Origin of the sequence: Paenibacillus sp. EKM10P (assembly GCF_011800655.1) — a bacterium.
Lineage (GTDB): Bacteria > Bacillota > Bacilli > Paenibacillales > Paenibacillaceae > Paenibacillus > Paenibacillus polymyxa.
Genome location: NZ_JAALET010000001.1, coordinates 728662 through 754399 on the forward strand (window position 1 = coordinate 728662; position 25738 = coordinate 754399).

Sequence of the window (25738 nt, forward strand, 5' to 3'; positions counted from 1 at the left end):
CAAAAATGTATTATGTATTGTATGCCGAGTTTACGTTGAAAGGGTGGTTTATCTATGGAGATCATACCTACGATTAGAGCAGAAGTTCAAACCTATCTGATACGGAAAAGTTTAACCATGACCGAGTTTGGTCACATGATTGATTTGAATGTAGGTACAGTTAGCGGCATTGTGACGGGCAACCGATCTATTTCTGTTCACCAGCTAGATCGCATCACTATGGGAATGAATTTACCACCGGATTATTTTTATGAACGTTATATTGATGAATGTATTGAAGAAGAACCGCTCAACTGGCGAAGGATTAGTCCTTTTTTGTACCGTTGTGTGGAGTTAGGGCGACTTGATTGCTTGCGAAGAGTTGTAGGTATGTTGCTAGATAATCCTATTTATCTTCCTTCACTTTTTGAAGTAGCCGAGGATTCTTATAAAAAAGGTTTTACTGAAGCAGCGGCATTCCTTTATGAAAATGTGGCAGAAGGGGAAAAGTATCAATATTCAGAACGATTGGCCGTTTGCCAATATCGATTGTTTACAATTCGTATTGGAGACGATCAAGAGAAAAACTATGATGCAGCAGTTCAATTTGAACCTTACGTTGAACGGTTAGATGAGATAGATCAGTTAGAGGCATTAAAAGACTTGGCGAATACATACCGCTCGTTACGAAAATGGGACAAATTAGAATTATTCGCTAAAGCACTTGGAGATAAGGCTAAGATTCAATACAATTTGGAACAAAAAAAACGGCATCATATGAATAAAGACAATTCGAAGAAACCCAAATTTCCTTTGTTTGCGTATTGGGCATTCTCGCATTTGCTTCGGGCAGAAGCTTGTGAAGGAAGGAAAGACTATGAGCAAGCACTTCAGCACACTTATGCTTATTCCGATTTGAGTTGGGTCAATGCTACTGATGAAACTACTTTGAAATGGAAAAAAAAGTATGAAGACTGGGCGGTAGTAAATACGTACTTAAATAAGCTTCTTTCTGGTGATAAGAGCGTTCTACCTGATTATGTAGCTTATATTTCTTCAAGAAAAGATGAGATTCTTCCCGCACTTGATAATATTCTTGAGGCAGCTAACCGATACCATTTTGATGTAGATAATATTTTAAATCAATTCGAAGAAGAAATCATCTCCTTTCTGGAGCAGAAAAAAGTTGAAGGATTGTATACTCAACGATTCACAACAGAGCGATACACTCATTTCTCAAGGGAATTGGCGATCTATCTTTTGCGTAAGGGGAGGTTTTCGGAAGGATTCACATTTTTGTTCAGCTGTTTGGAAAAGTCTGCTGAAGCTAATAATAGAATACAAGCAATCAGATGTATGAGGTTGTTTACACATTTTAAAGAACATGCATCTGCTAACACGAAGGCAGTCTATGGAGAACTGATTAAAGCAGTTAATGAAGATGAAGAATAAGCTGATCCCACCATTCCAATTGCAAATAAAATGCTTTTAAATTCAAAACTACACCTGACATTGATTCCTGAGTTACAGGGTATGGTTGTTCGAGATTTGAAAGCTAACAGTGCTGCTCATTGATTCAAATAACTTATAACAAGGGAGTGTGATACTTAAGACATAATAGAATTGTTTATTTCAGTTCGAACGTCATATGGATTAAAAGGAAATAACAGGATAGTAGATGGATTTTCCTAAATCACCCCTTCTGATAGGATTATTTCCATCAAAATTAAAGTGGGCGTGGTAGAATGGGGAGAATTTTAGTTCCACCTGACAAATTGATGGAAGTGGCTGATCAGCTCTTACACGGAAAGTATGAAATGGATCGTATGCTGAATTTTCTGAGTGGACGAATTGATTTTGTCCAACAAGGCTGGTCTGGAGCTACCCGAGAAAGATTTTTTCAGGAATTTCAGGTTTCTCGACAATCCATGAGTGTAACGCTTGAACGACTTTCTACGGTTGCACAAGAACTCATCTTTATTTCAAATAACTTCACACAGGTAGACGGGGAAAAAGTCGTATTAGATGTGCCAGGGGATGGTGTACCTATCAAAACAGCATCCAGCGGTGAAGGTTGGTTACATAAAATTTTTGAACAGATTGGAAAAGCGGAGATCACCAAGGCCGAAGCCCAACTGGAAGCTAGCAAGCTACAAGGAGAAATTTTCTGGGATACTGCACAGGGAGCAAAAGGTGCTATTCAGGAAGATTTAACCTTAGGGATATGCCTGATAAAGAACGGGATTATGATCATCCTATGGCAGCTAAAGTAGGCGAAATTCTCGGTCACGTAGCTACGACATTGCAGGGCGCCGGTGAGGTAGTAGCTGGACTAGGTGGAGAAGGATTATCAGTTGCTGTTTCATCTACAGGAGTTGGAAGTATCGTTGGAGTACCAGGATTAATTGGATCTGCAGCTTTGGCAGCGCATGGAAGTACCACCGCATTTAAAGGTGCAAGTGGAATAGGAGAAAAAACAGCCGAATTGTGGCAGATGGTGAAAGGAGAAGGTGGAGACTCATCAAAATCTACCCCTTCTTCGGGAGCTAAGGCAGAAAGTGTACCTCATACACAAGGAAACGGTGAAACTGCACAGATTGGTGACACTTTTGGCAAGTCAGGGACATTAGCTGAAAATCCGGGGACACAAATAGATTGGTCTAATTCTTCTAATCATGCTTTAGAAAGAATGCAGGAGCGAGGCGTAACCAAAGAAATGGCAGATTCTTGGATGGAGAATGGGAAGACCCTTTCCCAGAATAATGGTAGTAAGCATTTGTTTTTTTCAAAAGAAGGTGCTGCTGTAGTTGCTAACGATGGGACACTTGTTACAGTTATTCCTAAGAGTAAGTATGATGATGCATATAAAGCACTATCAAAATCGTTATTTGGAGAGTAGGAGTGTATAGAAATGAACGATGATATCGTACAAATGATTAATGAATGGAACCCCGTCGAAATATATCCTCTATTAGAAGATGAATATTATTCAGAAATACGTAGAATCCATGAAAAAAGTAAGGAAACAAACTCTGTTGAAGAATTAGCAGAGCAGATTCATTCGGTATTCGTTCAATCTTTTAAAAAGGAATTCGATAAAAGTATTGAAGAATGTCGGTTAATCGCTGAAAAGATAATTAATGTTACAAAATAATTTATTTTTGAGCTTTCTCCCTTAACAATAAAATAAAGTAGTCTTTTTTTGCATAATTGGTCAATCAAAAATAAAGGACACGAGTTTTTGAATACAGCAAACAATAATATCATCCATGATAAGATGGTTGTGCCTGGATAGGGAAATAAGGAATTGGGATAATGGTTAATTTATAGCGAAACACTAGCGGTACCATTGAATTCAAAGACGAGAAGAGCCTTAAACCAAGGAGAAGGATATGGGATATGATTCCTTAATTAAAGCAATTATTTCAGTGCCAAAAGAAGAATTAACTTTTCATTGGGGAAATAGATTAAAAATTGTTGGTACTAGGGACACCATCTATGAAACAAACAATGATTTAGATGAAGATGATAATGAGTTCATTGAATATGATGCAGCGATTGTTGAAGTTAAAAAGATAGTATCTAAACCGATTAACGATGAAGGAAGCATATATAAATGGTTACAAAAAGGAAAAAGCTCCTTTATTGAAATTTCTCTCCATGACGCCCCCCCTAGCATGATTACATCTTCAGATGGGTCTATTATCTGGAAAAATGAATAGCTTAGACCATCCTCAATTGAGTATTTTTCATTGAATTGAGGATGTTCATGACTATTACGACTGATAAGTTTTATTTTAATGCAGAACAGAAGAAAGTTATACTTTATATTGATAAGCCTTTGGGCAATCTATCTCAAAGCAATATAGAAAAATTAGATAATATCAAGAAACTAGGAGTAACTGTTGTAAATTCCTTGGAGGAATTAAGAAAGTGGTTAAGTGATGGGGAGTTCGGCTTTTATTTTAATAGAACGAGAAAAATATACACCTGAGAAATTACTAGGAGATGCAATCGTAGCTGCCTTTCATTCAGATGCTGGATTATATTTTGAGAATGATAAAAAATATAAAAATGAACAGTTTTTTTCAACAACTCTAAATATATCCTATAACCCACTGGGTACTGAAAACAACCAGCAGTTTATATTCTATATTGAGAATTGATAATTACGAAATTAATTATGAACATGATGAGAATATTAGTGGATTAGATTCAAGCTTGTCTTTGTATCAAGTAGGATGTATTGAAGATGTTTATGGTGTTGAAGAACTGATTTCTCGATTTATATATGAATATTTCAAGCTAAATCCTACTGACTATTTTTGGATTCCTGATTACGATTGGGTCTACAGTTGGGAAGATATGCAGAAGTTCAGATCTCTGCCCTATGATCCAAACTGGTGCTATAAAAATCCTAAATCAATATAATTCACAACGATTAATGAATATCTATAAGCTTGCTCCTTTAACAATAAAATGGGAGCAAGTTTTTTCATAGTAATTTATCTGATAAAGAAGATAATTTGCATGCACCTAAGAATTAAGAGGCGGGTTTAAACAGGAGAGTCTTCAGTCAGGCTACTAACTTAGCGATATGGGTAAAGTATACAGAAGGTGCGTGAATGTTATGAAGTATGATACATTCTTAAAATTATGGGAAGAACAAAATAGTCTAATGAGACTATTGTTCTGTGAAAATAAAGTGTTAGACTGAAAAACAAAGCATTAGACCGTGAAAAATAAAGTTGTAGACTGGCAGCCGGCGTTAGCAGACGGGCAGGACAACGCAACCATTAGATGGACTTATGGTTCTCATATGATACAATTTATCCCAGAAGTATCTTCGCGGGTTAATGAAAAGCAGCGGTGACGAACTAATAGGAGACCAACACAAAAAAGTGGTAGTTTTATGGATATGCAATAGTTTACTATAGGATCTTATTCCTCGGTTCGTCTGAACCGATTGTAACGGAGATTCATGAAGTGCCTGGAGATATGGAAATAAAAGTGTTGCCTGACAATGGACAGAGCGGGATTGGAAGAGCGGAAGTGAAGTGGCAAAGCCCGTAAGCGTAGGTCACAGCTCATAATACGAACGGAGAACTATAGCTTAACCAAGAAATTACTGGAAAATGCGGAGGATAATTTGGATCGCAATTCGCTAGAATCGAGCGGAGATTCACTTCGCAGACAACTGGAGGCACTACGCGCCGAATGGAACTTGGTACTAAAAGGAGGGGTAGGACACATGCGAGAAGAACAGGAAATATTCGTGGGCAAAGGATATAATAGGTCGTACGCAATTGCTACGGGTCTACCGATTTTAAATATTAGGGGTAGCTTATCGCGTGAAAGTAACGGCCAACTACCGTTTCCGTGGGTGACAACGGGCATCAAGATTGATAAAGAACAGATGTTGGAAACCGTTATGAAGCAGAAGACACTCGAGTATTTGTTCAAGATGCAATTCAGTAAGGAGGAAATGACCGACCGCAATTTGGTTGTAGGCTGTTATGAATATAAGAATCCGAATGACAAGGAACAAATAACGCTATATGCGCTGGTTTCGTTGAAGGAATTTCTCGCGAGATACGGCGATGAACGGGCATCAGAGATTCTGATGCGAGTTGGCTGCGCATACGAGAAGATTATGGAAGAATGCGATGAAGCCATTGAAGAACACTATGCAGTGTTGCGCCGGGCACTTCATTTGAAGAATCTGAGGGGCAAATATGACGTCGTTTACGAGTGGGTTGAAGAGGAAGGGCAAAAGACGTACATAAACAGATACACCAAATCGAGTTATACGAAGATTAAAGCTGAATCATTCGTAGAGTTGACCAAACTCTATGATGAACAACGGAAGAAGGATGCAAAGAAGACGTTCTCGACTCTGGAGCCGTTAGAAGCATTCATGCAAGCATAAGAAAACCGCCCCTTTACGGGGCGGTTATTCAACGTTTCATCGAACGAAGATTCGAGGAATATCCAGCGATAGAGAGGATTCTCGACAGTCGCATCGGAAAGTGCTGACCCGTACGCCAGATATGGTCGAATGGAACTGATGGAAGACGTTGATCCAGCCAATTATTTCGGCAAAACCATAGAGGTGGAACGATTTAAGGCGATTGGAAGCCTAGCGATTCAGGGAGAATTTATCGACCTCGGTATTTCTTACTGACGACAAGCCGATCGGTAGCACCGAAACGGTTGTAGATATCAACGGGGGTGGCATGTTCTCGCTCCCTAGTGGCAAGCCGCTGCAGAGTATAAGTGGCAAGTCCTTCGAGGCGTGGCAGCGCGACTAGCTGGATCGGTACGGCGGATGACAAGAACCTCATCTTGTATCAAATAAAATTTATCAAAACAGCCAGTCTTATCGCATGAAATAATTTTACACCACTTATTACGCTAACAGAGAACGTTAGTTCAATAAACCAGCGGCAGTCTAGGACTTTATTTTCAGGTCCTTGACTGCCGCTGGTTTTATATTTGGGTCAGTCTAAAACTTATTATTCCAAGTCTGACGATTTAGCAATTCAGAATCAGCTTAGGAGCAACAAACCCAGTCTAAATCTTTATTTTCATCGGACAACTATTAGAGAGAGGAGGGATTTAAGAATCGGAAATTTTTTATCATGGATTTGATAAGAGGTATTTTCAGTTATTTTCATTGTGGGCTGGGACTTGCAAAAATATTGGAGGCTTATAACAGATACAGTCTAAGAGGTTTTTTAATTGGTGCTACATCTTTCCTTATCGGAGGTTTGGGGCTTTACTTCACAAGGCGCTATGTATCATTGGATAGGTTATTATAGATAGACAAATATTTTATTAAAGGTATACAATGCTAACATCAAAACAAGAAGAGAGCCTTAGTAAATTTATGAGTAAGATTCTGAGGCATACACCAGAACAGTTTGGTCTTGAGCTAGACCATGAGGGTTATTGTGACATTCAAGACCTGATTCAAGGAATAAGATCAGAGAACAGATGGTCTCATGTAAGTGAGTCGGATATCGAGCAAGTAGTAAGCCATTGTCCAAAACAAAGATATGAGATGGTTAATGGGTACATAAGAGCTAATTACGGGCACAGTGCAGGCAGATTGAATTATAAGGAAGCTATTCCACCAACGATCCTCTATCATGGTACAAACACAAAGGTAATTCATAACATTTTCGCTGAAGGAATTAAGCCAATGGGCAGAAAGTATGTACATCTGTCTGAATCCCTTGAGTTTGCAATTTTAGCAGGCAAAAGACGTGGGGAACTGGTGATTCTCGAAGTAGACACAGCAAAGGCATTAGCTAATCAAGTGAAGTTTTATAAAGCCAACCATGGTGTTTGGCTTGCCGATTTGGTGCCACCACAGTATTTAAAGAAGCTTGAATAAAGCATAACTCCAGAACATTAACGATGATCATAGAGACTAGATGGAATGATTTTGTCTAGTCTTTTTGATATTGCCTGTTTTGCTGTACATACATGATCCGTCCTAAAATTTTGAATGTATCTACGGGTGTCCACACCCGCCTGCAAATGCCGCATAAAATAACCCGGGTGAACAAAGAGGAGGTGCATGTAATAACCGTGATACACATGGAACCCATTCAAGTGGGTGAGCATACATACATTTATCGGAGTCGAGGTCAAACTGCCTAAAACAACGCTGTTGACGACTCCAACTCCCGTGGTTACATCATGTGTGGTGCGTCTAAGATGTACCGAATTTGGGATAGTAAAATTTTTCGCTGTTTAAGCCATAATGTCAAACGGGACAAGCCTTCATAGCAATTTTCAATTTACTGATCTGTACTGATTCATTCTATTAAAATCTTATAAATGACTGAATTTTGTGACCGCATTTGTGACCTCTTGGGGGGGCAAGCATGTAACTGTGCATCATACTCCTGTGAGGTCTGCTCAAAGGAGATTGTTAACCAACGTAGGTGAAAGTTCCGGGGGCTTTGAGACTTTCATATTCATAACCCGAATAACAACCTTAAAGCAAGTGTGAAAGCGTACAAAGGACAACATATGTTCATTCCAAGTTCATGCGAAGTATCAATTTAACACATGATATATTTTAAATTTAACGAGCTGTTCACATTATATTCGCCGTTATTAACATTTATTTCAATATATTGTTTACTTATGGTAAAAAAATCACTATGATAAACGTGTATCCCAAATATGAGAGGATGATAGAGATGAAAAAGAAACTTTTAGTTGGCCTGTTGACTGTTGTAGCGTGTTTCACTCTTGGATCAACATCTTTTGCTGCAACAGCAGTAACATCAAATTCGAGCAATGTATTAACAGAAAGTGCAGTAGCTCCTGCTGCTACTAAATATATTACTTGGCAAATAGTTTTACCAAAATCTCAGTTCCCTACCCTTGGAGACATTCCAACAACCGCTAGTTATAACGTAGATCCATATCGTGGAACATTAACGCTGAGTTCAGTCGATGGACAAACAGGTTACACTTGGACAGTCACTTATGCAGGATGGGTTACTTATTAATATTTAAAACTGTATAAAGCCTCCTTGTGAGGAGGTTTTAATCGTACATATTTGTTGAACTTGTTACTCACTAAAAATCTTTATTTTGCTGGATTATTTCTTCTTCAAATAAAGTTGAATTATTCTACATTATCTTCAGTACTCCATATAAAACATCAATTTTACCATCCAGTTGCCCCTATATGACGGTGGCTGGATTTTTTGTATCCAAATGTGTCATTGAGAAGATTCTACGAAAATTTCGTGGAACCTTATTGGTGCCTTAACTGTTGCCATTACTAATACTTAAATAATTTCAGTATTAGGCTACTAACTTAAATGAGGAGAATACAAAATTGGACTGCCTATATAGTTGTAAAGGATGTGGAAAGCTTTCCACGTTCGGGGAATCCCGAAGCAAGTTTACATACATTCTTCACAGCCAACTTTGCGTTCTGAAAATAGCGTGACACCGTGTAACGCTATAGTTGGACTCGTGTCCATTGTGGACATGCGTTGCCAATCCAGACATGGTGAATTTCCATATCGTAATTCTAACCTTCTGAATCGAAAGGATGAAAGCTAAACTCAATTATCGTGAAACGCGATATTCGAAATCCTTTGCATATGGAACTAAATTTCGTTCCCCCTTGTTACATAGTGAGATTAACAACGATACATCTTGTACCTGTCCCTCAAATTTCAGGGATAGCTAATAGGTAAATCGCCATTGAGTTGTTATCTGTAAGGGTACCGCCAATTTTGGCGTGACTGCGAAATAGCCGACACAATATAATTTCACAAATACACAAACAAAGAGAATTCCTAAATAGGAAGTCCTTTTTTAATCTACCTGATCAATGCGATGTAGAGTTGCTTTATTTAATATGACTGTTCAAAGCATTAAACGTAACGATATAATAATACACGTCTTAAAATAATGTATTAGTGTGAATGGAGAGATAAGATGAAAAGGTTTGTTGGGATATTGACTTTAATCATTTTGATTGTTTATACCCTAAGCCCTGTTACGAGCATTCAAGCAGCTTCAAGTAAGGCTAAAATTGAACAAGCTGTATACAAAGGTCAGCCTTATATAAGAATAAGTGGGATTAATCAAACAGTAGCTAACAAGATAAATCAAGCATTGAAACAATATGCTGTCAATGCTGCTGCTTCATCCGTTACAATTAAAAAGACCAGTAAAGAGGGTTGGTACAGAACAAGTGTTAAAACTGCTTATAATAGTAACGGCAAACTCTCTGGCGTGTTTGAATATAGTAAATACTATGGTGGTGCACATGACGTGCAAGGCATCGATACATTCAATTATGATTTAAGTACAGGTAATAGACTCTATCTTAAAGATGTCATTAACAATAAAACGAAATTAATAAATACACGGACATACATCTCATATGTACTGTCTGAAAAACAAAGAAAAAATTTGTTATCTGTAAATGAAGTTAGTTAGTATTACTAACTATCCCTTTGATCCAGTAAAAACTGGCTTTTACTTTAGTGATAAAGGGATAGTTGTAAGATTTGATCCTTATCAAGTTGGTTCATTGCTGATGGCATCGTAGACATCCCGGTTCCATATACAATAATCAACTATATCGTACCCACATGTAATTCAGTCGAAGATAGATGATGATTTCAAAGGACTTGACGATGGAAATATTTATGAATTGGCGAATGGACAGATATGGAAACAGGAATATTACCATTACCATTATGCATATTCTTATAGGCCTGATGTATTAATTTATAAAAATGGTGGCTCTTATTACATGAAAGTAGAAGGGAAGGATCAAGCGGTTATGGTGTTACGATTGAAATATAGAACAGGATTTACAACAAACAAGCCTAGATGATTACTGTCTAGGCTCTTTACAATGTCTATGTGGTTAAATTTAGTGGAATGTAGTTTTATTCTCCTGTCTCTTCTAATATATCGAAACTCCCCTAAACCGGTACCTAAATAACCACAAATATTAGCCATCATTGAAGTAGAATGACGAGAGCCATCGGCAGATCTCAATGAATTGTTGAGCGAAGAGGATGCAGTCATGACTTCTTAAAAGCTAAAGGAAAAAATTTCACCTAAGCAAATAAGGCTTAAGCAGACATTGCACATGAATTAGGCATCACCAAACAGCATCAATATAACTATATAAAGCTTTCAACGGTCATCCCTAAGCTACGAGACATGGTAGAAGATAAGGATTTAAGGAAATGAAAATACAGCTTTCTGATTCAACAAAAACCTGAAAGGTGTATTTCCTTCAATTAATTAGAAATAAATCCTCCATAGGTGACTGTCCAAGTGTAGCCTGTTTGACGATCCATTGAAAGTAACTGCAAAACACCAAAATATTCGTTTTCTGCGTAATTCAAAGTAGTAGGAATATCCCCGAGAGTAGGGTATTGAGATTTAGGTAAAATTTGTTGTACTGTAACATATTTCGAAGCATAGGGAACTGCTTGTACACTTTCCGTTGAGTTATTATTTGAGGTTGGTGTAGTAGTACTAGCTGCAAAAGATGTAGAACCAAGGGTGAAGCACGCAACGACAGTTAACAGACCAATTATAAGCTTCTTTTTCACCTTACATCATCCTTTCTTATTTGGAATACAACTCTATAATATAGAATATTTATCCAAATGCAAACAATGTATGGAATAAAAAGTTTTTTATTGGATGAATATTATGTGAACTAACTATTAATTTTTAAATTGCTATAGATCAAGGAGAAAGGAAAACCATTATTCCTCAAAGGAGGAAAACCAAAATAATTTGGGTTAGGTAAAAGCAAGACTATCCAATAATTTGACTATTTTGCAGAATGTGAAGAGGGTTGCATGATCACTGACCCCTTTCTAGGGATAACCTCCTTTGAATTAATTGATAGGGGCGGTTTTAACGGTTAAGATACCGTCAGTACGACCACTAACCTCTCTTGCGATGTATATCTCAGTGTATTTATTTGTTCTCACTGAACCATTCAATGAATAATATTCTTTCAAATAACCGAAAGATTTATGCATAATAGGCGTAAATTCAGCCCAACTCATATAATTAGGTCTTATAGTAGTGGTTGTTGTATCAGAAAAAGTAGTGTTTTTAGACCAGCCACCTCCTAAAGTTCCCGTAACAGCATTTTTGTGCTCATATGAAAGACTAATATTTGCTTGCCATGTGTTGACTTGTAGAAGAGGAAATTGCTCTTGTAGCATTATCTTGAGTACGGTTATATACATATGGGGAAACACGTTTTCTAAGAGAAACCATAGGTACAGCAGAGATTTGAATGTAGATTGTTCGTATCGTATTCGTTAATTGCATTTGGTGTAATAGGGCCGTTATTTTGTGAATTTTTTTGGCTAGAATCTTTATCTAATTCTAATTGTGCGCTCTTGTTTGCCTCTTCTTCCTGAGCTTTATAAGCTTGCAATTCATCTTGGCTGAGTTCAACTAACCCATTGTCAGTTACACGGTAGGCCTGTACAATCTCACCCTTCGACGGCTGGTTTTGCTGATACGGAATCATCATTACTAGAATCCAACCAGAAGTAGACTTGAGAATTTTTTGGCTAATTTCTTCACTCTCTTCCTCCTTTTTCAAGATATAGATAGTATACTTATTTTATATATCCATAGTTAACCTAAAAAGAGAATAACAGTCCATTTATACTATATTTCTAATGCGAAAGTATTGGAAATTAAATACCAAGAATAGATATAGAAAAATAATTAATCTTCCTTATTGCTTTATGATGGAAATAATATATATTCCTATGAATCCGACTTTACCTCCCTAAAAATTATGGGATATTGTCCCTTTTTGTTGTATTATAGGCAAGTGTGAAAAGGATTTCGAGTGGCTAAGGAGGAACATTGTTGTCTATATTTGTGATAGTATGTGTCATTGTTGTATTGATTGCTTTGGTATTGCTACGCTTATTTAAAAAGCCTAGAGTTCAGGAATCGTATAAAGTAACACAGGATATTAATCTGTATAAAATTGGAATTAACGAAATAGATCGTATGGAAGATGGCAAAGACTTTGAAATGTATCTGTTCAGGTTGTTCCTGTGTTTAGGCTATGATGATGCGTATAAAACACAAGATAGTAGAGATTTTGGAACAGATTTGGTATTTACGGATAGAGAAGGATACCGCAATGTCATTCAGGCTAAACGGTATGCATTAAGCATGCCTGTGGGTTTGAGTGCAGTCCAGGAAGTGTATAGCTCTATGCGATTTTATAGAGCTAAGAAATCTATTGTTATTACTTCGAGCAAATACACAACTTCGTGTGAACAGTTAGCCAGTTATAATGGAGTAAAGCTACTGGATCGCAACGATTTAATTAAATGATTGAGCTATTCAAAGAACAACAGCACAGCAAGGTAAAAGATATTATTGAAGCAGAGCCTTACTTGAGTTTGGATTCATGGGATGATTACAGGAATAACAGTAAAGTGATTAAAAAGGATCGCAAGGCTGAAAAGTTTATTGCTTCAGGTAACAAGATACTGGAGACTCCTGTAGTAAAACGATGATTTTACTGAAAGAATATAATGTACTTAAAAATCTTATGAAGACAGAGAATTACGGGAGAACATATGATTATCAATACGAACATTGTGGCGACAGTTGCAAGTAACAACTTAAAAAAGCGTACAGGTTTTGTCAATAAAACGATGAAGAAGTTATCATCAGGACTACGTATTAATCGTGCGTCTGACGATGCGGCTGGTTTAGCAATATCAGAGAGCATGAGAGCGCAGATTCGTGGATTACATCAATCTTCACGTAATGCTCAAGATGGTATCTCTCTCCTACAAACAGCAGATGGAGCCTTGGCAAGTGTTAATGATTCTTTGCATAGAATCAGTGAACTAATTATTCAGAAGCAAAATGGGATACTACAAAATAGTGATAAAGAGAATATCCTTAATGAGATGGTTGAATTGCTTGATCATATTGATGGTATAACCAGCAATACTGAGTTCAATGGGATTAATTTGTTTGATGGCTCGTTCTCTAGGAATGTATACGCTGATGATAATATTCCAATTACAATAAATAACATGGATCTCGGCTTATACTATAAAGAAAACTTTGACGATCATAATAAGTTCTCACAATGGTTTCCTGATGCTGGGCGGTGGAGTGTCAAGAATGGAGGACTTAGACAAGGAACATTAGGCATAGGAGACAAAACAATATTGTCTCAAGTAATTAAGGATAATGAAATGACGATAACTGTAGATGCAGAATTTACATCTGCTGATAAAGACGGTAATGTAGGAATTATTATAAAGGGTGAGGACTTTAACAATCAGGTGTTTGGTTGGTATAGTCAGTATGGTGGGATATACTTAGGCGAAAGAGTGAATGGAGTATACAGAAATATCGGACTAGTAGGGGCAGAAGCAGCGAATGTAGGAAAGACTTATAAGCTTTCCGCTTCAGTTGTTGGAGACTATTATACCTTCTCGGTTGAAGGGATAGGTGACATAAAAGGTTACTCTGTTAACTCAAGTATGGTTGAAGGATATACAGGAGTGTTTACAGCTTTTTCAGAGGGTTCATTCGATAACTACAAAGTGATCCCTTCAATTACTGTAGAAGATATTGATAAGGCTACTAATAGAGTATTATCAGAACGTTCTAAATTAGGAGCCTACCAAAATCGCTTGGAGCATGCAATTAACAATATCAACAACTATACGGAGAATCTTATTTCTGCGGAATCTCGCATTCGTGATGCCGACATTGCTAAACAAATGACTCAATTGGCTAAAAATCAGATTATGCTTCAGACATCACAGGCAATTCTATCACAGGCTAATATAAAGCCAGAGAGTATGTTGCAAATGCTCAAGTCTTAAATTGTTAGTTATAATGATTTTATGCTATGTTGCATGTTTCCCACGATTGGAGGTGACGAATGATAAATGAATCAAAACCAGCTTCACACAATGACCTACACGTTAAACAGCGGTATTAAGGGAAACATCACCCAGTAAAATGTTTGAAATGCTCTCTTTGCCTGAATCACTGTGCTTAGAAAAGGCGACATTCTGTTCATCAAGGAACTAGACAGACTTGGACGGAATGCAGAGGAAATCAATCGTGAATGGCAAGAAATAACGCATGAGATAGGCGCACACATCGTAATTCTTGATATGCCAATTCTTGACACTAGACAATATCATAATGGCTTGGAGAAAGTTATATCAGGTACCGTGCTTGAATTACTCAGCTACATGGCAGAACGTGAACGTGAGAAGATAGACGGTAGACAATCTGAAGGTATAGCAGCAGCAAGAAATAATGGTGTGGTAAACAGGCAATAAGTGATGACTTCATTGCAGTATATGAGGAATGGAAGGCAGCATAACAGCAGTTGAAGCAATGAAGCGTACAGAAATGAAGCCTAACGCATTTTATCGTAGGGTAAAGGAATATGAGCTACAGAAACAAGTAGGATAAAATGTGTACACTAGTACACACTGCGGCTTAGTTGATTTATGTCTAGGCTTTTCAGTGATTTAATAACCATATTTGGTATGTGATTTGAATAAGGGGGATAGTTTACACCCAAAACGCCTATTAAATTTCCAAATAATGCAGCAGCACATCCTGCCCCACACTGTAGTTATATGAGCGAACGAATCAAGCCTTGAGCAGTTTGGAAACATGGCGACGTCGGCAACTATCCCAGTTGGTAAAATGTTCGAAATGTTATCTCTTTCTGAATCAATTGATACCGATACGCAAAATTTTGTGGAAGGGGATGGTTAAAATCAAATGACCATTCAATTCCTACAAATAATTCTGTAGACAGTATCCTTAATCATGAAATCATCGTAACTATCCCAAAAGGTATCTTGAGTACTATGTGAAATATATATGATTTTATACCAAAAGATGTTAAAATCAAGATCGCTAGAACATTTTACTACTTGTTTCACAACTACATAATAAATTTAACTATGCATCGTATTGTAAGTCTGTGTTGAAAGGGTGGTTTACCAATGAAAATTACACCCACGATTAGAGCAGAATTGGAACAATTTCTACAACAAGAAGGCTTAACATTATCGAAATTTGGACAAATCGCAGGGATGAATAGAGGAATAATAAGTAGCATTGTAACAGGTAATAAATCTATGTCTATTAATCAGCTTGATCGAATTACTGAAGCTATGGGCTTACCAGAAGGTCGCTTTTATGATCTATTTATAGAAAATTACATTATTGACCATCCTCCTAATATGAGGCGAATTGAACCGTTTTTATATCGCTGTGCGGAGTTGGAAAAGTTGGATGCGATCCGTCGAGTGGTGGGAGCCATCATGGACAATCTACTCTATTCGCCCAAGCTATTCGAAATTGCAGAAGGATTATTGGCACAGGGACGGCATGGGGCTGCATTGATATTATATGAGGGAGTAGCTGAAGCGGAGAAATATCAACATTCTGAGCGTCTAGCCATCTGTCAATATCGCATATTTAAGATTCAGATTGGAAATGACCAAGAAAAGAATTTTCAATCAGCGCTTCAATTTGAGCCATTTGTCAAACGTCTTGATGCTATAGACCAGTTAGATGCCTTTGTAGATTTGGCTAATGTATACCGATCTTTGCGTAAATGGGAACGGGTTGAGGAAGTTGCTAAAGACTTAAGAGCTTTAGGCAAAGCGCAATATTCTATAGCACAGTCTCTTAAAAGAGAACAAGTTAAGAAGCCTTTGCGACCGTTATTTTTTTATATAGCATTCAGTAGTTCACTTATTGGTGGGGCTAACTATGAGCAAGGAAACTATGAGTTAGCACTGCAAGCAGCCTATGAATCTGTTGATTTAGAATGGGTGAAAGAAACTGATAAAGAAACAAAACACTGGAAAAACTTATTTCAGGAGTGGGGTGAGACTAATGTGTGCCTGAGCAAGCTCATGGCTGGAAATAGAAAGGTACTTCCTGCATATGCTGATCTCATTACAAGAACGAAAGATGAGATTCTCCCGGGTCTATGGAACATTATGATCGCAGCCAATCGCTATAGCATGGACGTAGATGATATTCTGAATCGTTTTGAGTGTGAAATTTCAAACTTACATGATCATACAAGAATACAAACCAATGATCAGCAAAATATTAATAATCAGCTTGTTGGCGTATTGAGTGAATTGGCTGAATATTGTCTATCCAGAGGCCAGTACGAAAAGGGAGTTCGGTTCTTATTAGATGGTATGAGGAAATCAATTATAATTAATGATGAACGCTCAATCCTTCGTTACAGGATAATTGTCGAACGTTATCAGAAATTTGTCCTAACTGAAGCCAAGACGGAGTATCATAATTTAGAAAGCTATGCACGACGACTTTCTTATTAGTATTAGTCATAAGTACACAATCAACGAGTAGTCAAGTTACAACTATACCGTCGGCAGCTCAAAGTGGTTGGTTTCAAGTTTAGAGCTGGCACATTGGTAGTTAGTACATTTGTATAAATAGTTCGGAGCGTTTGTTCATATGCATTAAACCATGAAAATTAAGTGAAGGTTAGACGGGCTATCCGTCTAACCTTTTTATTTTGTAAATGTGACAATGAATTGTTCGCATTTTTTTAAAAATTATTATAAAAAATCCTTTTTTTATGAAAAAAATATTGTAAATCAATATACAACATTGTATATTATATCCTGTGTCTATCAAACATTGGGAGGATTTTAGATGAAAAAGCATTTAGCAATTGCGGGGTTGGCCTTAATTATAGGTATGGCTCCTCTCACCTCAGTAAAAGCAGAAGGTAGTGCTGTACCATTGGATAAGGAGATCATCAAACAACAAATTGACAAGGATCGTATTGATCAAGTGAATTACCATCTTAATGAACTTGCACACCTGAACAAGACAGATCAGAATGACTACTTAAGCGAGTTTGGTATTAAAGTGAATAAAAAAAGTATTTCTGCATCTGAGTCTACATACAATAATGAATCATTAAAAGATGAGTTTGAAAACATATTGGATAATGCCTATATTTATACAATGGATGATAATGGATTTGTGTATGACAAAAATGGGGAAGTTGTTAATGAAATTGATTTAAATAAAAAGGAAGAGGGTGTAGAAAACAATATTGCTCTACAAAGAGCAACTATCGATCCCAATATTTTAGGCTCTAATAGTGGAGCTTTTGCTAGACAAGTAACGGCTACTGGATATAAAGGTATTAGAACAACGTTTACTTTACCTTCCTATCCTGCAATTAATGCACCTAATGGAAGTGTAGCTGGATATTTATATAATGGTATAGATGTGCTTTCTTCTTCTTATTTGAGTGGGTTTAAGCTTGAAGCTGGGTTACAGTATAGTCAAGCACAAAACAGCTATACTGCGGTTATTCATCCGCAGGGTACGCTACAGAATCCTATTCCAGATGGTTCCACTAGTGTTCCTCCTAGATACAAAGCAGGTACTAATGTTATAAGCAATGTTTTTTATGATACTACTACTTCGCGTTTTAAGTACTTTGTGAACGGAACTAATGTTAATGGTACAAATCAGTACCTTCTCTTTACTTATTCAAAACCACTGAGTAGCTCTGAGGTTTCTAATTTAGTTGTTAAAAGAGTTACAGCTTTAGCTAAAGAGAATTATTCTGGTGGTGACATTGGTAAAGTAACGGTTAATTATTCTGGTACTGAGGTTACGAGAATAGATGGATCAACAACTGATTTGACACAAGGCATTTTAAGTAGTCACACGTATAATGGAAAAACGTTTGGTACGTGTGATACGCCTAGTGGAGCAATAAGTAAATCTGGTAGTGTACCTTACCAAACAGTAACAGTTAATACTGTAGGTTTCTAAGTATATTGTAGTGTTAGGTCGGTGCCTGTATATGTTTTGAAATAGGTATTGACCTAACTAAAGTTATCAGCTACTTAATGAAAAGGTTTGGAGGGATATTTATGAGAAAAATAACATTCTTTTTATTATCTTTTTCTTTGTTTTTTGTTTTTGGAGCAAGCATACAAGCAGCAGGTGTTAGTGATTCAATAGCTAAAAAAGCAGACCATGCGTACAACTCAAACCTTAAAAACACTGCTTTAACAATCTCATATAAGCAAAAAGGGAAACAATTTAATTATAAGTCCCGATATATACCTATAAAAGATTTATTTGGTGGTTATGTCGATTCAGTTTCATGGGATGCTAAGAAGAAGGTAGCGCTTGTAGGAAATCAAGGGAAAGTGTTTGTATTGAATGTCTCGGGGAAAGAAATAACTCCTTTAAGTAACCAAATAGTTGCACCGACAGAATGGACACGTATTTCAAAGGGGAGCGTTGAAATAAAAGCATCAGTTATCGCTTATGTTTTTGATAGATACGGTAACACTTATAAAGATAAAGAAAGAGAAGCTTGGAGAGAAAAACTTGATTTTTTAGATATAAAAGAAACGGATGGTTTACCTGGTATAAGAGATGGCTATCTTCATGTTTCTCTAACATACAATGACAAATGATATTTAATTAGGTGTAGTCAACTTAATGACTACACCTTTTTTGATATTTGTGAAATATTTTTTCTTCCAGTTATATACTACATAATTCCTCTAATCATACTTTAGAAAGAATGCAAGAGCGAGGCGTAACCAAAGAAATGGCAGATTCTTGAGTGGAGAATGGGAAGGCCCTTTCCCAGAATAATGGTAGTAAGCATTTGTTTTTTTCAAAAGAAGGTGCTGCTGTAGTTGCTAACGACGGGACACTTGTTACAGTTATTCCTAAGAGTATGCATAAAAAACACTATCTAAATCGTTATTTGGAGAGTAGGAGTGTATAGAAATGAACGATGATATTGTACAAATGATTAATGAATGGAATCCCGTCGAAATATATCCTCTATTAGAAGATGAATATTATTCAGAAATACGTAGAATCCATGAAAAAAGTAAGGAAACAAACTCTGTTGAAGAATTAGCAAAGCAGATTCATTCGGTATTCGCTCAATCTTTTAAAAAGAAATTCGACAAAAGTATTGAAGAATGTCGGTCAATTGCTGAAAAGATAATTAATTGTTACAAAATAATTTATTTTTGAGCTTGCTCCCTTAACAATAAATAGGAGTAAGCTTTCTCCATTTGAGCTTGCTACAAGCAACTCCTATAACGGATAGAACGCACAAATTAAAATAGGAAGAAAGTATTTGGGTACTGACGGGAATTTGTATAGGAGCAATCAGCAAAATATTACCCATATACCAGTGGATCTTGGAATTAAAGATAGTAGATGTATATTCTTTAGTTGTTGTTAATTGAACTTAAAAAGTAGCTATAACTTGATGGAAGAATCTTTAAACAAAGATTTGGATGAAGATAAGGGAAATCATCGAGGAAACTATAAATGAAATTGGTGAAGAGAGTTCAGAGCTACGTTCCAAATGCTTGAAAAAGTATTTAATGAATTTTGTTTATTATTTGTTTTGCATTTCTACTGTAATCATTCTAACGCTTCTTTAAAAATATCATGATAATAAAATAAGATATATTGTCTATTCCCTTCATTTCCCTTATGATAATTGTACTATTACCAGACAAGGGGATACATATGAAGAAAGCTATTTTATTAATACTCATGTTTATTGTTTTAATTCCATCACAAGTATTGGCGGCAACATCTACAAAAGCAATGTCAACAAGTGAAATCGAAAGAATATATTTTGAGAATTACAAAGATCGTGTAAAAGAAATTAAAGCTGCAGAAAAAAAGCTTAATGCTGTCCTGGGGGCAGAAGTTCGTGAGTTAACTCAGAGATTAACCCAGCAACTGCGCGGTATAAAAACGAAGTGAAAAATAAGTCTAGTAAAGTGGTAATAGCTCAAGCCAAGGCTGATTGCGATAAATTAAAGAAGCAGCTCAGCGTGGCAAAGGTGGAACTAAGTAAAAGTATTAAAAATTACAAGCGAGAAAGTGACCAAGTTTTAAAGGATATTGCAAAACAAAAAGCAGACCTTATAAAATTCATTAAGAATCATACGGCAGGAAAAGATAAACTTACGGAGTCTGAATTTAGCAAGCAAGTTAATGGATATATTATGTCGATCGACAATTCATTTACTGGAGCTTTAAAAACATTAAGGGAAGCTGAATAATAGGAAGTGAGGCAGCAGGTATTACCTGTTGCCTTTTTATTTAGACTCATTTTTGTTTCTAATCTACTATATTTCTCTGAATTTTAATGGTAAATTGTACCTATTATTTGTATTATAAGAAGGTGTATAGAAAATAATTGAATATCTAAGGAGGAGCAGAGTTGTACATATTTATAGTTGTTGGTGTCATTGCTGTATTACTTGCTTTGGCTCTGTTACGTTTTCTTAAAAGGCCTAAAGTCCAAGAGCGATATAAAGTAACGCAGGATATTGATCCTTACAAAATCGGCATAAGCGAGATTGGTCGTATGGAAGATGGCAAGGATTTTGAAATTTATTTGTGCAAGCTGTTCAATTGCTTGGGTTATAGTGATGTGTATAAGACACAAGACAGTAGAGATTTTGGAGCAGATTTGGTATTTACGGATCGTGAGGGATACCGTAATGTCCTTCAGGCCAAACGGTATGCAGTCACTAATCCTGTTGGGTTCAAGAAGTGTATAGCTGTATGCGATTTTACAGAGCTAAGAAATCTATTGTGATTACTTCAAGTAAATACACAACCTCGTGTGAACAGTTAGCCAGTTATAATGAAGTGAAGCTGCTGGATCGCAATGATTTAATTCGAATGATTGAGCTATTCAAAGAACAGCAGCACAGCAAAGTAAAAGATATCATCGAAGGAGATCCTTTTTTGAGTCTAGATTCATGGGATGATTATAGGAATAACAGTAAAGTGATTAAAAAGGATCGTAAGACTGAAAAATACCAGAAACAAACTGTGTTGTGACGAAGGAAAACGGGACCGGAACGGATAGGGAACCCCCTTACCGGTCCAGTTTTCGCTTTATCAGCAGTAAGTCCCCGTCAGCTTCTTTCCAAAATTCACCCAAAACGATATAGGGCTTCTCTTTTATATCTATTTTTCGTAATGATTCCAATTCTGAACGTGTACCTTCAATTGAAATATTCTCAACTACTCCAAAATGCTTTTTTACATCGCTTGGCAGTTGAAAATCTAATGACGCTTCTACCTGTTCAATTTTATGTAAAGATGCGCCGCCATCCAAAACATCCGAATTACTGTAAACGTTTCTAAGCGAAGTCGCAAACTTTGGATATGTCTGGAATACTTGTGGTATCTTTTTGTTAAGATGGTCAAGTTGAATTTTATCCTGCTCTTTTTGAATCTTGCAAAAGGCTTTGAATTCAGCTCCATAGTGTTGTTGGTATAGAGCGGAATTCGAATGGAATGTTTCTCGCCGAAAGATATTCGACGGCTCTCTTTTGGCTGGCAAGGATAGGCACCCATCGAAAGTCGTGCTTGATGGTTTTTGAGTTTAAGAAAAACGCCACGGGATAATTGTTTTCCAATTGAACTTTATTTTCTTCCCACCATGCTTGCCGCTCTTCTGGAGACAGCTCGCATTGAGCTAATTGAACGAATGTCTTTTCAAATTTTTCTACCAATTCACAACCCTCCAAAAAACATCAAGTTATTGTTTTTATTCTTATGGTAGTCTGTTTTCTGGAAAAAGGGAACTAAAGGGTGTGATAACAAAACCGCACAAGAATTACTTGATAGTTATTCTGGAGAAGGTGATATGTTTAAAGCCGGACGAGAAAGGATTGATTTCGGAAAATCTACTAGGAAATACTATAATAGAAATACTGGTAGCTCGAGGAAACAACAAAAGGAATTATTCATTACAATAGAGATGGCGCACATATTGTACCAGCAGCGCCCTAAACCAAGGAGGAATATATGGGATATGATTCTTTAATTAAAGCTATTATTTCAGTACCAAAAGAAGAACTAACAATTCATTGGGGAAATGGATTAAAGATTATTGGTACTAGGGACACCATCTATGAAACAAACAATAATTTAGGATGAAGATGATAATGGGTTCCTTGAATATGATGCTGCGGTTATTGACGTTAAATAAATAGTATCTAAGCCAAATAACGATGAAGGAAGTATATATAAATGGTTATAAAAGGGAAAAAGTTCCTTTATTTAAATTTCTCTCCATGACGCCCCCCCTAGCATGATCACATCTTCTGAAGGGTCTCTTATTTGGAAAAATGAATAAGTTAGATCATCCTTCTCAATTGAGTATTTTCCACTGAGTTGAGGATGATCTTTCCCTTACGAAACTTTAAGGGCATTGATTTGTATATTTATGTTGGGTACATCAATAGTGTGGAACCATTTGTCGTAGTACTGAATGATAATGTTATACAACGATAAACCTGAAAGTGAACCAGCTAATTTTTATTTAAGGTATTACTTAAAAAACACTTTGTAGTTAGGTTAAGCGAAGTAGTAAAAGAAGAAAGCAAACTCTTAAATTTCAACTGGAAAAGCACGACAAGCTATAAGCTATATATCAATTAAAGGAGAGGATTCCATGAAAAAAGGCATAAAAATTAGCGGAGCAGTTTTTGCTACTAAAGGTAACATTGATCACGAAAATTTATTGATAAGTTTATAGAGTTGTTGAACCTAATGGCTGGGAATTTGGTGATGGAGGGTGAGGAAAGAAGTGAAGGTTAAATTAAAATTTTTGGGGTTGGCTGTCCTTACTGTTACGTTTGCTGTAGTTATTAGTAATAATGTTTTTGCTAGTGATGATACTTCAGAAGAAATGGAGAGTGTTACAAAAGCAGTAGTCCCTGATAGTGTATTAGAAGGACTTAATCATCCTGATAAAATTTATACTAAAGATGCATTATTTATAAAAAAACCGCAATCTCTCCATGATGAAGATAAATTCAATCAAGATGAAATAGTCTACGACGTTTCAAAGACTACGGATAAAACAAAAGCCATCATTCAATATGACGCTACTTATATCAAGGAAGAAGACAGTAAATAGATTTGTGTAACTAAAGCATTTGAAGAGTTAAGTTGAATAATTAGAATATCTAGGGCGACTTCGGTTGCCCTTTTTATTATGTTCAATTTATCCAAGTCTTTTCCAACACTATGTCATATGGTATTCCAAAAGGAATGTATCAAGGGTACATGGAACGGGCAGATAAACAAAACGATTCATGGAATGACATGCTCAATTTCGGTACATTTGGAATAACGGGTATGATTCAGGGAGCAATTAATTCTACCAATAACACTGGGCTAATATGATCGGTACAGCAGGATTGTTTAGAGGAGTTAGTTCAGTTATTAAGCCTAAAATTGGGTTATCAGGGTCTATAAAATATACTCCATTAAAAGATGGAACTACCCGATAATAGAAGAGGCGGACAATGCAAGAAAAATTATTGATACTAATGGCCTGCGTAATGAAGTGCCTTTAACTGTAGCACAAATTGAAGGTTTAACTCAGTATGCAAAAAAATTAGGGATGCCATAAGAAAATATCCGTGTAGCGGGGCCTAATGACACATCTCCTACTGGATTATTATTTGATACGATTCTCAATACAAATAATGATGTATTACCTTCTAATGCGACAGGTAAATTAGCAGCTAATAGCCGGATTACTGGTCATGGAACAATAGCGCATGAAGTTGTCGGACATTATGAAGCAGGACTAGCAGGGAGATACTTCCAGGTTATGGATGATGAATTTAACGTTATAACTAGGAACTTTGCACTTGACGAAGCCCAAGCAAGTATCCGAGCTGCACAATTTGCTCCTGATTTTACCCAATTAGAAAGAATCATGCTATTAAGAGATGGAATTACTAGATTAAAAAACGAAGGCATCAAAATTAGGGAAGTTAAAGATATACTGTTCATACATGAACGTTAGAATGGAGAGGTTCTCTTTTGGGGATTATGAAGTTAGACGATATTATTAAAACACCCAATAAAAAAATCATTTTAATTGGAACAAATCTTGGTTTAGATAAGCAGGATCATACCAATTTGAAAGGTTTGATAGGTTCAAAAATACAAGTAGATAAGATAGATGGAACGAAATGCGAACTGGACGTATTGGATATAAGCATTTCTTTCTCCATTGCTAACCATCCGCTAATTGGAATTAATGTAAAGGATTCAGGAGACATTGAAGATATAAAAAAGGGAACACAGATAGTACGATTTTTGTAAAATAAATTAAGCGAATATTATGTTGATGAAGACTGGTATGGGGAAAATTCATGTGAGAATCTAACTATTTTAATATAATAAAGTACATTATTAGAGAGGAGGGGGGATTTATGAATCGGAAATTTTTTATCATGGCTTTAATCAAAGGTGTTTTCGGGTATTTCCTTGTGGATTGGGGCTACATTTCCCTTATCGGAGGTTTGGTGCTTTACTTCACAAGGCGTTATGAATCATCGGATAGGTTATTATAGATAGACAAATATTTTATTAGAAGGAGTATATCATGTTAACACCAAAACAAGAAGAGAGCCTCAGTAAATTTATGAGTAAGATTCTTAGGCATACACCAGAACAGTTTGGTCTTGAGCTAGACCATGAGGGTTATTGTGACATTCAAGACCTGTAAAATCAGAGAACAGATGGTCTGAGGTCAGTGAGTCGGATATCAAGCAAGTAGTAAGCCATTGTCCAAAGCAGAGATATAAGATGGTTAATGGGTACATAAGAGCTAATTACGGGCACAGTGCTGGCAGATTAAATTATGAGGAAGCTACTCCACCAACGATTCTCTATCACGGTACAAACACAAAGGTAATCCATAACATTTTCACCGAAGGAATTAAGCCGATGGGGAGAAAGTATGTACATATGTCTGAATCGCTTGAGTTTGCAATTTTAGCAGGCAAAAGACGTGGAGAACTCGTGATCCTCGAAGTCGACACAGCAAAGGCATTAGCTAATCAAGTGAAGTTTTATAAAGCCAACCATGGTGTTTGGCTTGCCGATTTGGTGCCACCACAGTATTTAAAGAAGCTTGAATAAAGCATAACTCCAGAACATTAACGACGATCATAGAGACTAGATGGAACGATTCGTCTAGTCTTTTTAATATCGCCTGTTTTGCTGTACATACATCATCCTCCTAAAATTTTGAATGTATCCACGGGTGTCCACACCCACCTGCAAATGCCGCATAAAATAT

Annotated in this window: 26 protein-coding genes and 5 pseudogenes; 27 read left to right on the forward strand and 4 right to left on the reverse strand. The window is 36.6% G+C overall.

All coding sequences use genetic code 11. The features are described 5' to 3' along the window. Nucleotides 1-54 precede the first annotated feature (54 nt). The 11 genes and pseudogenes from HFE01_RS03295 (at nucleotide 55) to HFE01_RS03340 (ending at nucleotide 9963) form a co-directional block, all read left to right on the forward strand. Nucleotides 55-1431, forward strand: a complete 1377-nt coding sequence (locus HFE01_RS03295; protein ID WP_107733898.1) for a helix-turn-helix domain-containing protein — start codon at nucleotides 55-57, stop codon at nucleotides 1429-1431. Between the two features lie 293 nt (nucleotides 1432-1724). Next, nucleotides 1725-2549: pseudogene (locus HFE01_RS03300) on the forward strand (WXG100 family type VII secretion target); the annotation flags it as partial. A gap of 341 nt (nucleotides 2550-2890) precedes the next feature. Then, the gene (locus HFE01_RS03305; RefSeq protein ID WP_025364491.1) at nucleotides 2891-3133 is read left to right on the forward strand and encodes a DUF1871 family protein; all 243 of its coding nucleotides are present in this window, start codon (nucleotides 2891-2893) and stop codon (nucleotides 3131-3133) included. Nucleotides 3134-3371: 238 nt separating this feature from the next. Then, complete coding sequence (locus tag HFE01_RS03310) at nucleotides 3372-3701, forward strand: hypothetical protein (RefSeq protein WP_107735301.1); 330 nt, start codon at nucleotides 3372-3374, stop codon at nucleotides 3699-3701. Nucleotides 3702-3923: 222 nt separating this feature from the next. Then, nucleotides 3924-4145: a hypothetical protein gene (locus HFE01_RS27155; protein ID WP_243208123.1), complete on the forward strand. Its 222-nt coding sequence runs from the start codon at nucleotides 3924-3926 to the stop codon at nucleotides 4143-4145. After that, the gene (locus HFE01_RS27160) at nucleotides 4135-4410 is read left to right on the forward strand and encodes a hypothetical protein (RefSeq protein WP_243208124.1); all 276 of its coding nucleotides are present in this window, start codon (nucleotides 4135-4137) and stop codon (nucleotides 4408-4410) included. Before HFE01_RS27155 ends, HFE01_RS27160 begins: the two co-directional genes overlap by 11 nt. Before the next feature lie 718 nt (nucleotides 4411-5128). Next, complete coding sequence (locus tag HFE01_RS03320; protein WP_243208125.1) at nucleotides 5129-5908, forward strand: hypothetical protein; 780 nt, start codon at nucleotides 5129-5131, stop codon at nucleotides 5906-5908. Between the two features lie 129 nt (nucleotides 5909-6037). Continuing rightward, the gene (locus HFE01_RS27520) at nucleotides 6038-6163 is read left to right on the forward strand and encodes a hypothetical protein (protein ID WP_257126825.1); all 126 of its coding nucleotides are present in this window, start codon (nucleotides 6038-6040) and stop codon (nucleotides 6161-6163) included. 666 nt (nucleotides 6164-6829) lie between these two features. Beyond that, on the forward strand, nucleotides 6830-7378 hold the full coding sequence (locus HFE01_RS03325; RefSeq protein ID WP_103042340.1) for an RNA 2'-phosphotransferase: 549 nt from the start codon (nucleotides 6830-6832) through the stop codon (nucleotides 7376-7378). 817 nt (nucleotides 7379-8195) lie between these two features. Then, nucleotides 8196-8510: a hypothetical protein gene (locus HFE01_RS03335; RefSeq protein ID WP_243208126.1), complete on the forward strand. Its 315-nt coding sequence runs from the start codon at nucleotides 8196-8198 to the stop codon at nucleotides 8508-8510. Between the two features lie 946 nt (nucleotides 8511-9456). Beyond that, nucleotides 9457-9963, forward strand: coding sequence for a PdaC/SigV domain-containing protein (locus HFE01_RS03340; protein ID WP_107735299.1), 507 nt, complete (start codon nucleotides 9457-9459; stop codon nucleotides 9961-9963). An 818-nt stretch (nucleotides 9964-10781) separates the two neighbouring features. Here HFE01_RS03340 and HFE01_RS03345 read toward each other — a convergent pair. The 3 genes from HFE01_RS03345 to HFE01_RS27170 form a co-directional block, all read right to left on the reverse strand. Then, nucleotides 10782-11099, reverse strand: coding sequence for a hypothetical protein (locus HFE01_RS03345; protein WP_107735297.1), 318 nt, complete (start codon nucleotides 11097-11099; stop codon nucleotides 10782-10784). Between the two features lie 294 nt (nucleotides 11100-11393). After that, nucleotides 11394-11729 carry a hypothetical protein gene (locus HFE01_RS27165; RefSeq protein ID WP_243208127.1) on the reverse strand — a complete coding sequence of 112 codons (336 nt, stop codon included), beginning with the start codon at nucleotides 11727-11729 and terminating at the stop codon, nucleotides 11394-11396. 41 nt (nucleotides 11730-11770) lie between these two features. Further along, a complete protein-coding gene (locus HFE01_RS27170) occupies nucleotides 11771-12118 on the reverse strand; it encodes a hypothetical protein (protein WP_243208128.1) in 348 nt (115 codons plus the stop codon). 275 nt (nucleotides 12119-12393) lie between these two features. On the opposite strand from HFE01_RS27170, the pseudogene HFE01_RS03355 reads away from it, so the two are divergent. The 10 genes and pseudogenes from HFE01_RS03355 to HFE01_RS03395 all read left to right on the forward strand — a co-directional run bounded on the left by HFE01_RS03355 (nucleotide 12394) and on the right by HFE01_RS03395 (nucleotide 21462). Further along, a pseudogene (locus tag HFE01_RS03355) lies at nucleotides 12394-13058 on the forward strand (restriction endonuclease). Nucleotides 13059-13121: 63 nt separating this feature from the next. After that, nucleotides 13122-14393: a flagellin N-terminal helical domain-containing protein gene (locus HFE01_RS03360; protein WP_181955911.1), complete on the forward strand. Its 1272-nt coding sequence runs from the start codon at nucleotides 13122-13124 to the stop codon at nucleotides 14391-14393. Nucleotides 14394-14564: 171 nt separating this feature from the next. After that, nucleotides 14565-14861 carry a recombinase family protein gene (locus HFE01_RS03365; RefSeq protein WP_243208129.1) on the forward strand — a complete coding sequence of 99 codons (297 nt, stop codon included), beginning with the start codon at nucleotides 14565-14567 and terminating at the stop codon, nucleotides 14859-14861. 681 nt (nucleotides 14862-15542) lie between these two features. Next, the gene (locus HFE01_RS03370) at nucleotides 15543-16904 is read left to right on the forward strand and encodes a helix-turn-helix transcriptional regulator (RefSeq protein ID WP_107735295.1); all 1362 of its coding nucleotides are present in this window, start codon (nucleotides 15543-15545) and stop codon (nucleotides 16902-16904) included. A gap of 340 nt (nucleotides 16905-17244) precedes the next feature. Continuing rightward, nucleotides 17245-18387 carry a hypothetical protein gene (locus HFE01_RS03375; protein WP_107735294.1) on the forward strand — a complete coding sequence of 381 codons (1143 nt, stop codon included), beginning with the start codon at nucleotides 17245-17247 and terminating at the stop codon, nucleotides 18385-18387. Between the two features lie 101 nt (nucleotides 18388-18488). After that, on the forward strand, nucleotides 18489-19043 hold the full coding sequence (locus tag HFE01_RS03380) for a hypothetical protein (protein ID WP_017426704.1): 555 nt from the start codon (nucleotides 18489-18491) through the stop codon (nucleotides 19041-19043). A 322-nt stretch (nucleotides 19044-19365) separates the two neighbouring features. After that, on the forward strand, nucleotides 19366-19620 hold the full coding sequence (locus HFE01_RS03385) for a DUF1871 family protein (RefSeq protein ID WP_167438187.1): 255 nt from the start codon (nucleotides 19366-19368) through the stop codon (nucleotides 19618-19620). Nucleotides 19621-20127: 507 nt separating this feature from the next. Then, the gene (locus HFE01_RS27175) at nucleotides 20128-20370 is read left to right on the forward strand and encodes a hypothetical protein (protein WP_243208130.1); all 243 of its coding nucleotides are present in this window, start codon (nucleotides 20128-20130) and stop codon (nucleotides 20368-20370) included. Further along, a complete protein-coding gene (locus HFE01_RS27180) occupies nucleotides 20367-20672 on the forward strand; it encodes a hypothetical protein (protein WP_243208131.1) in 306 nt (101 codons plus the stop codon). Before HFE01_RS27175 ends, HFE01_RS27180 begins: the two co-directional genes overlap by 4 nt. A gap of 161 nt (nucleotides 20673-20833) precedes the next feature. After that, nucleotides 20834-21462 (forward strand): annotated as a pseudogene (locus HFE01_RS03395) (restriction endonuclease). A gap of 37 nt (nucleotides 21463-21499) precedes the next feature. On the opposite strand, the gene HFE01_RS03400 reads toward HFE01_RS03395, so the two are convergent. Next, a complete protein-coding gene (locus tag HFE01_RS03400) occupies nucleotides 21500-21970 on the reverse strand; it encodes a hypothetical protein (RefSeq protein ID WP_107734386.1) in 471 nt (156 codons plus the stop codon). A gap of 404 nt (nucleotides 21971-22374) precedes the next feature. Between HFE01_RS03400 and HFE01_RS27525 the strand changes: the two genes are divergently transcribed. The 6 genes and pseudogenes from HFE01_RS27525 (at nucleotide 22375) to HFE01_RS03430 (ending at nucleotide 25578) form a co-directional block, all read left to right on the forward strand. Continuing rightward, nucleotides 22375-22422: a hypothetical protein gene (locus HFE01_RS27525; protein ID WP_249507498.1), complete on the forward strand. Its 48-nt coding sequence runs from the start codon at nucleotides 22375-22377 to the stop codon at nucleotides 22420-22422. 15 nt (nucleotides 22423-22437) lie between these two features. After that, on the forward strand, nucleotides 22438-22569 hold the full coding sequence (locus HFE01_RS27530; RefSeq protein ID WP_258196279.1) for a hypothetical protein: 132 nt from the start codon (nucleotides 22438-22440) through the stop codon (nucleotides 22567-22569). A 652-nt stretch (nucleotides 22570-23221) separates the two neighbouring features. Then, nucleotides 23222-23554, forward strand: coding sequence for a hypothetical protein (locus HFE01_RS03415; protein WP_107734385.1), 333 nt, complete (start codon nucleotides 23222-23224; stop codon nucleotides 23552-23554). Between the two features lie 98 nt (nucleotides 23555-23652). Then, nucleotides 23653-24454, forward strand: a pseudogene (locus HFE01_RS27020) (WXG100 family type VII secretion target); the annotation flags it as partial. A 26-nt stretch (nucleotides 24455-24480) separates the two neighbouring features. Continuing rightward, nucleotides 24481-24756, forward strand: coding sequence for a hypothetical protein (locus HFE01_RS03425; RefSeq protein ID WP_243208141.1), 276 nt, complete (start codon nucleotides 24481-24483; stop codon nucleotides 24754-24756). A 283-nt stretch (nucleotides 24757-25039) separates the two neighbouring features. After that, nucleotides 25040-25578: pseudogene (locus tag HFE01_RS03430) on the forward strand (RNA 2'-phosphotransferase). Nucleotides 25579-25738: the final 160 nt, after the last annotated feature.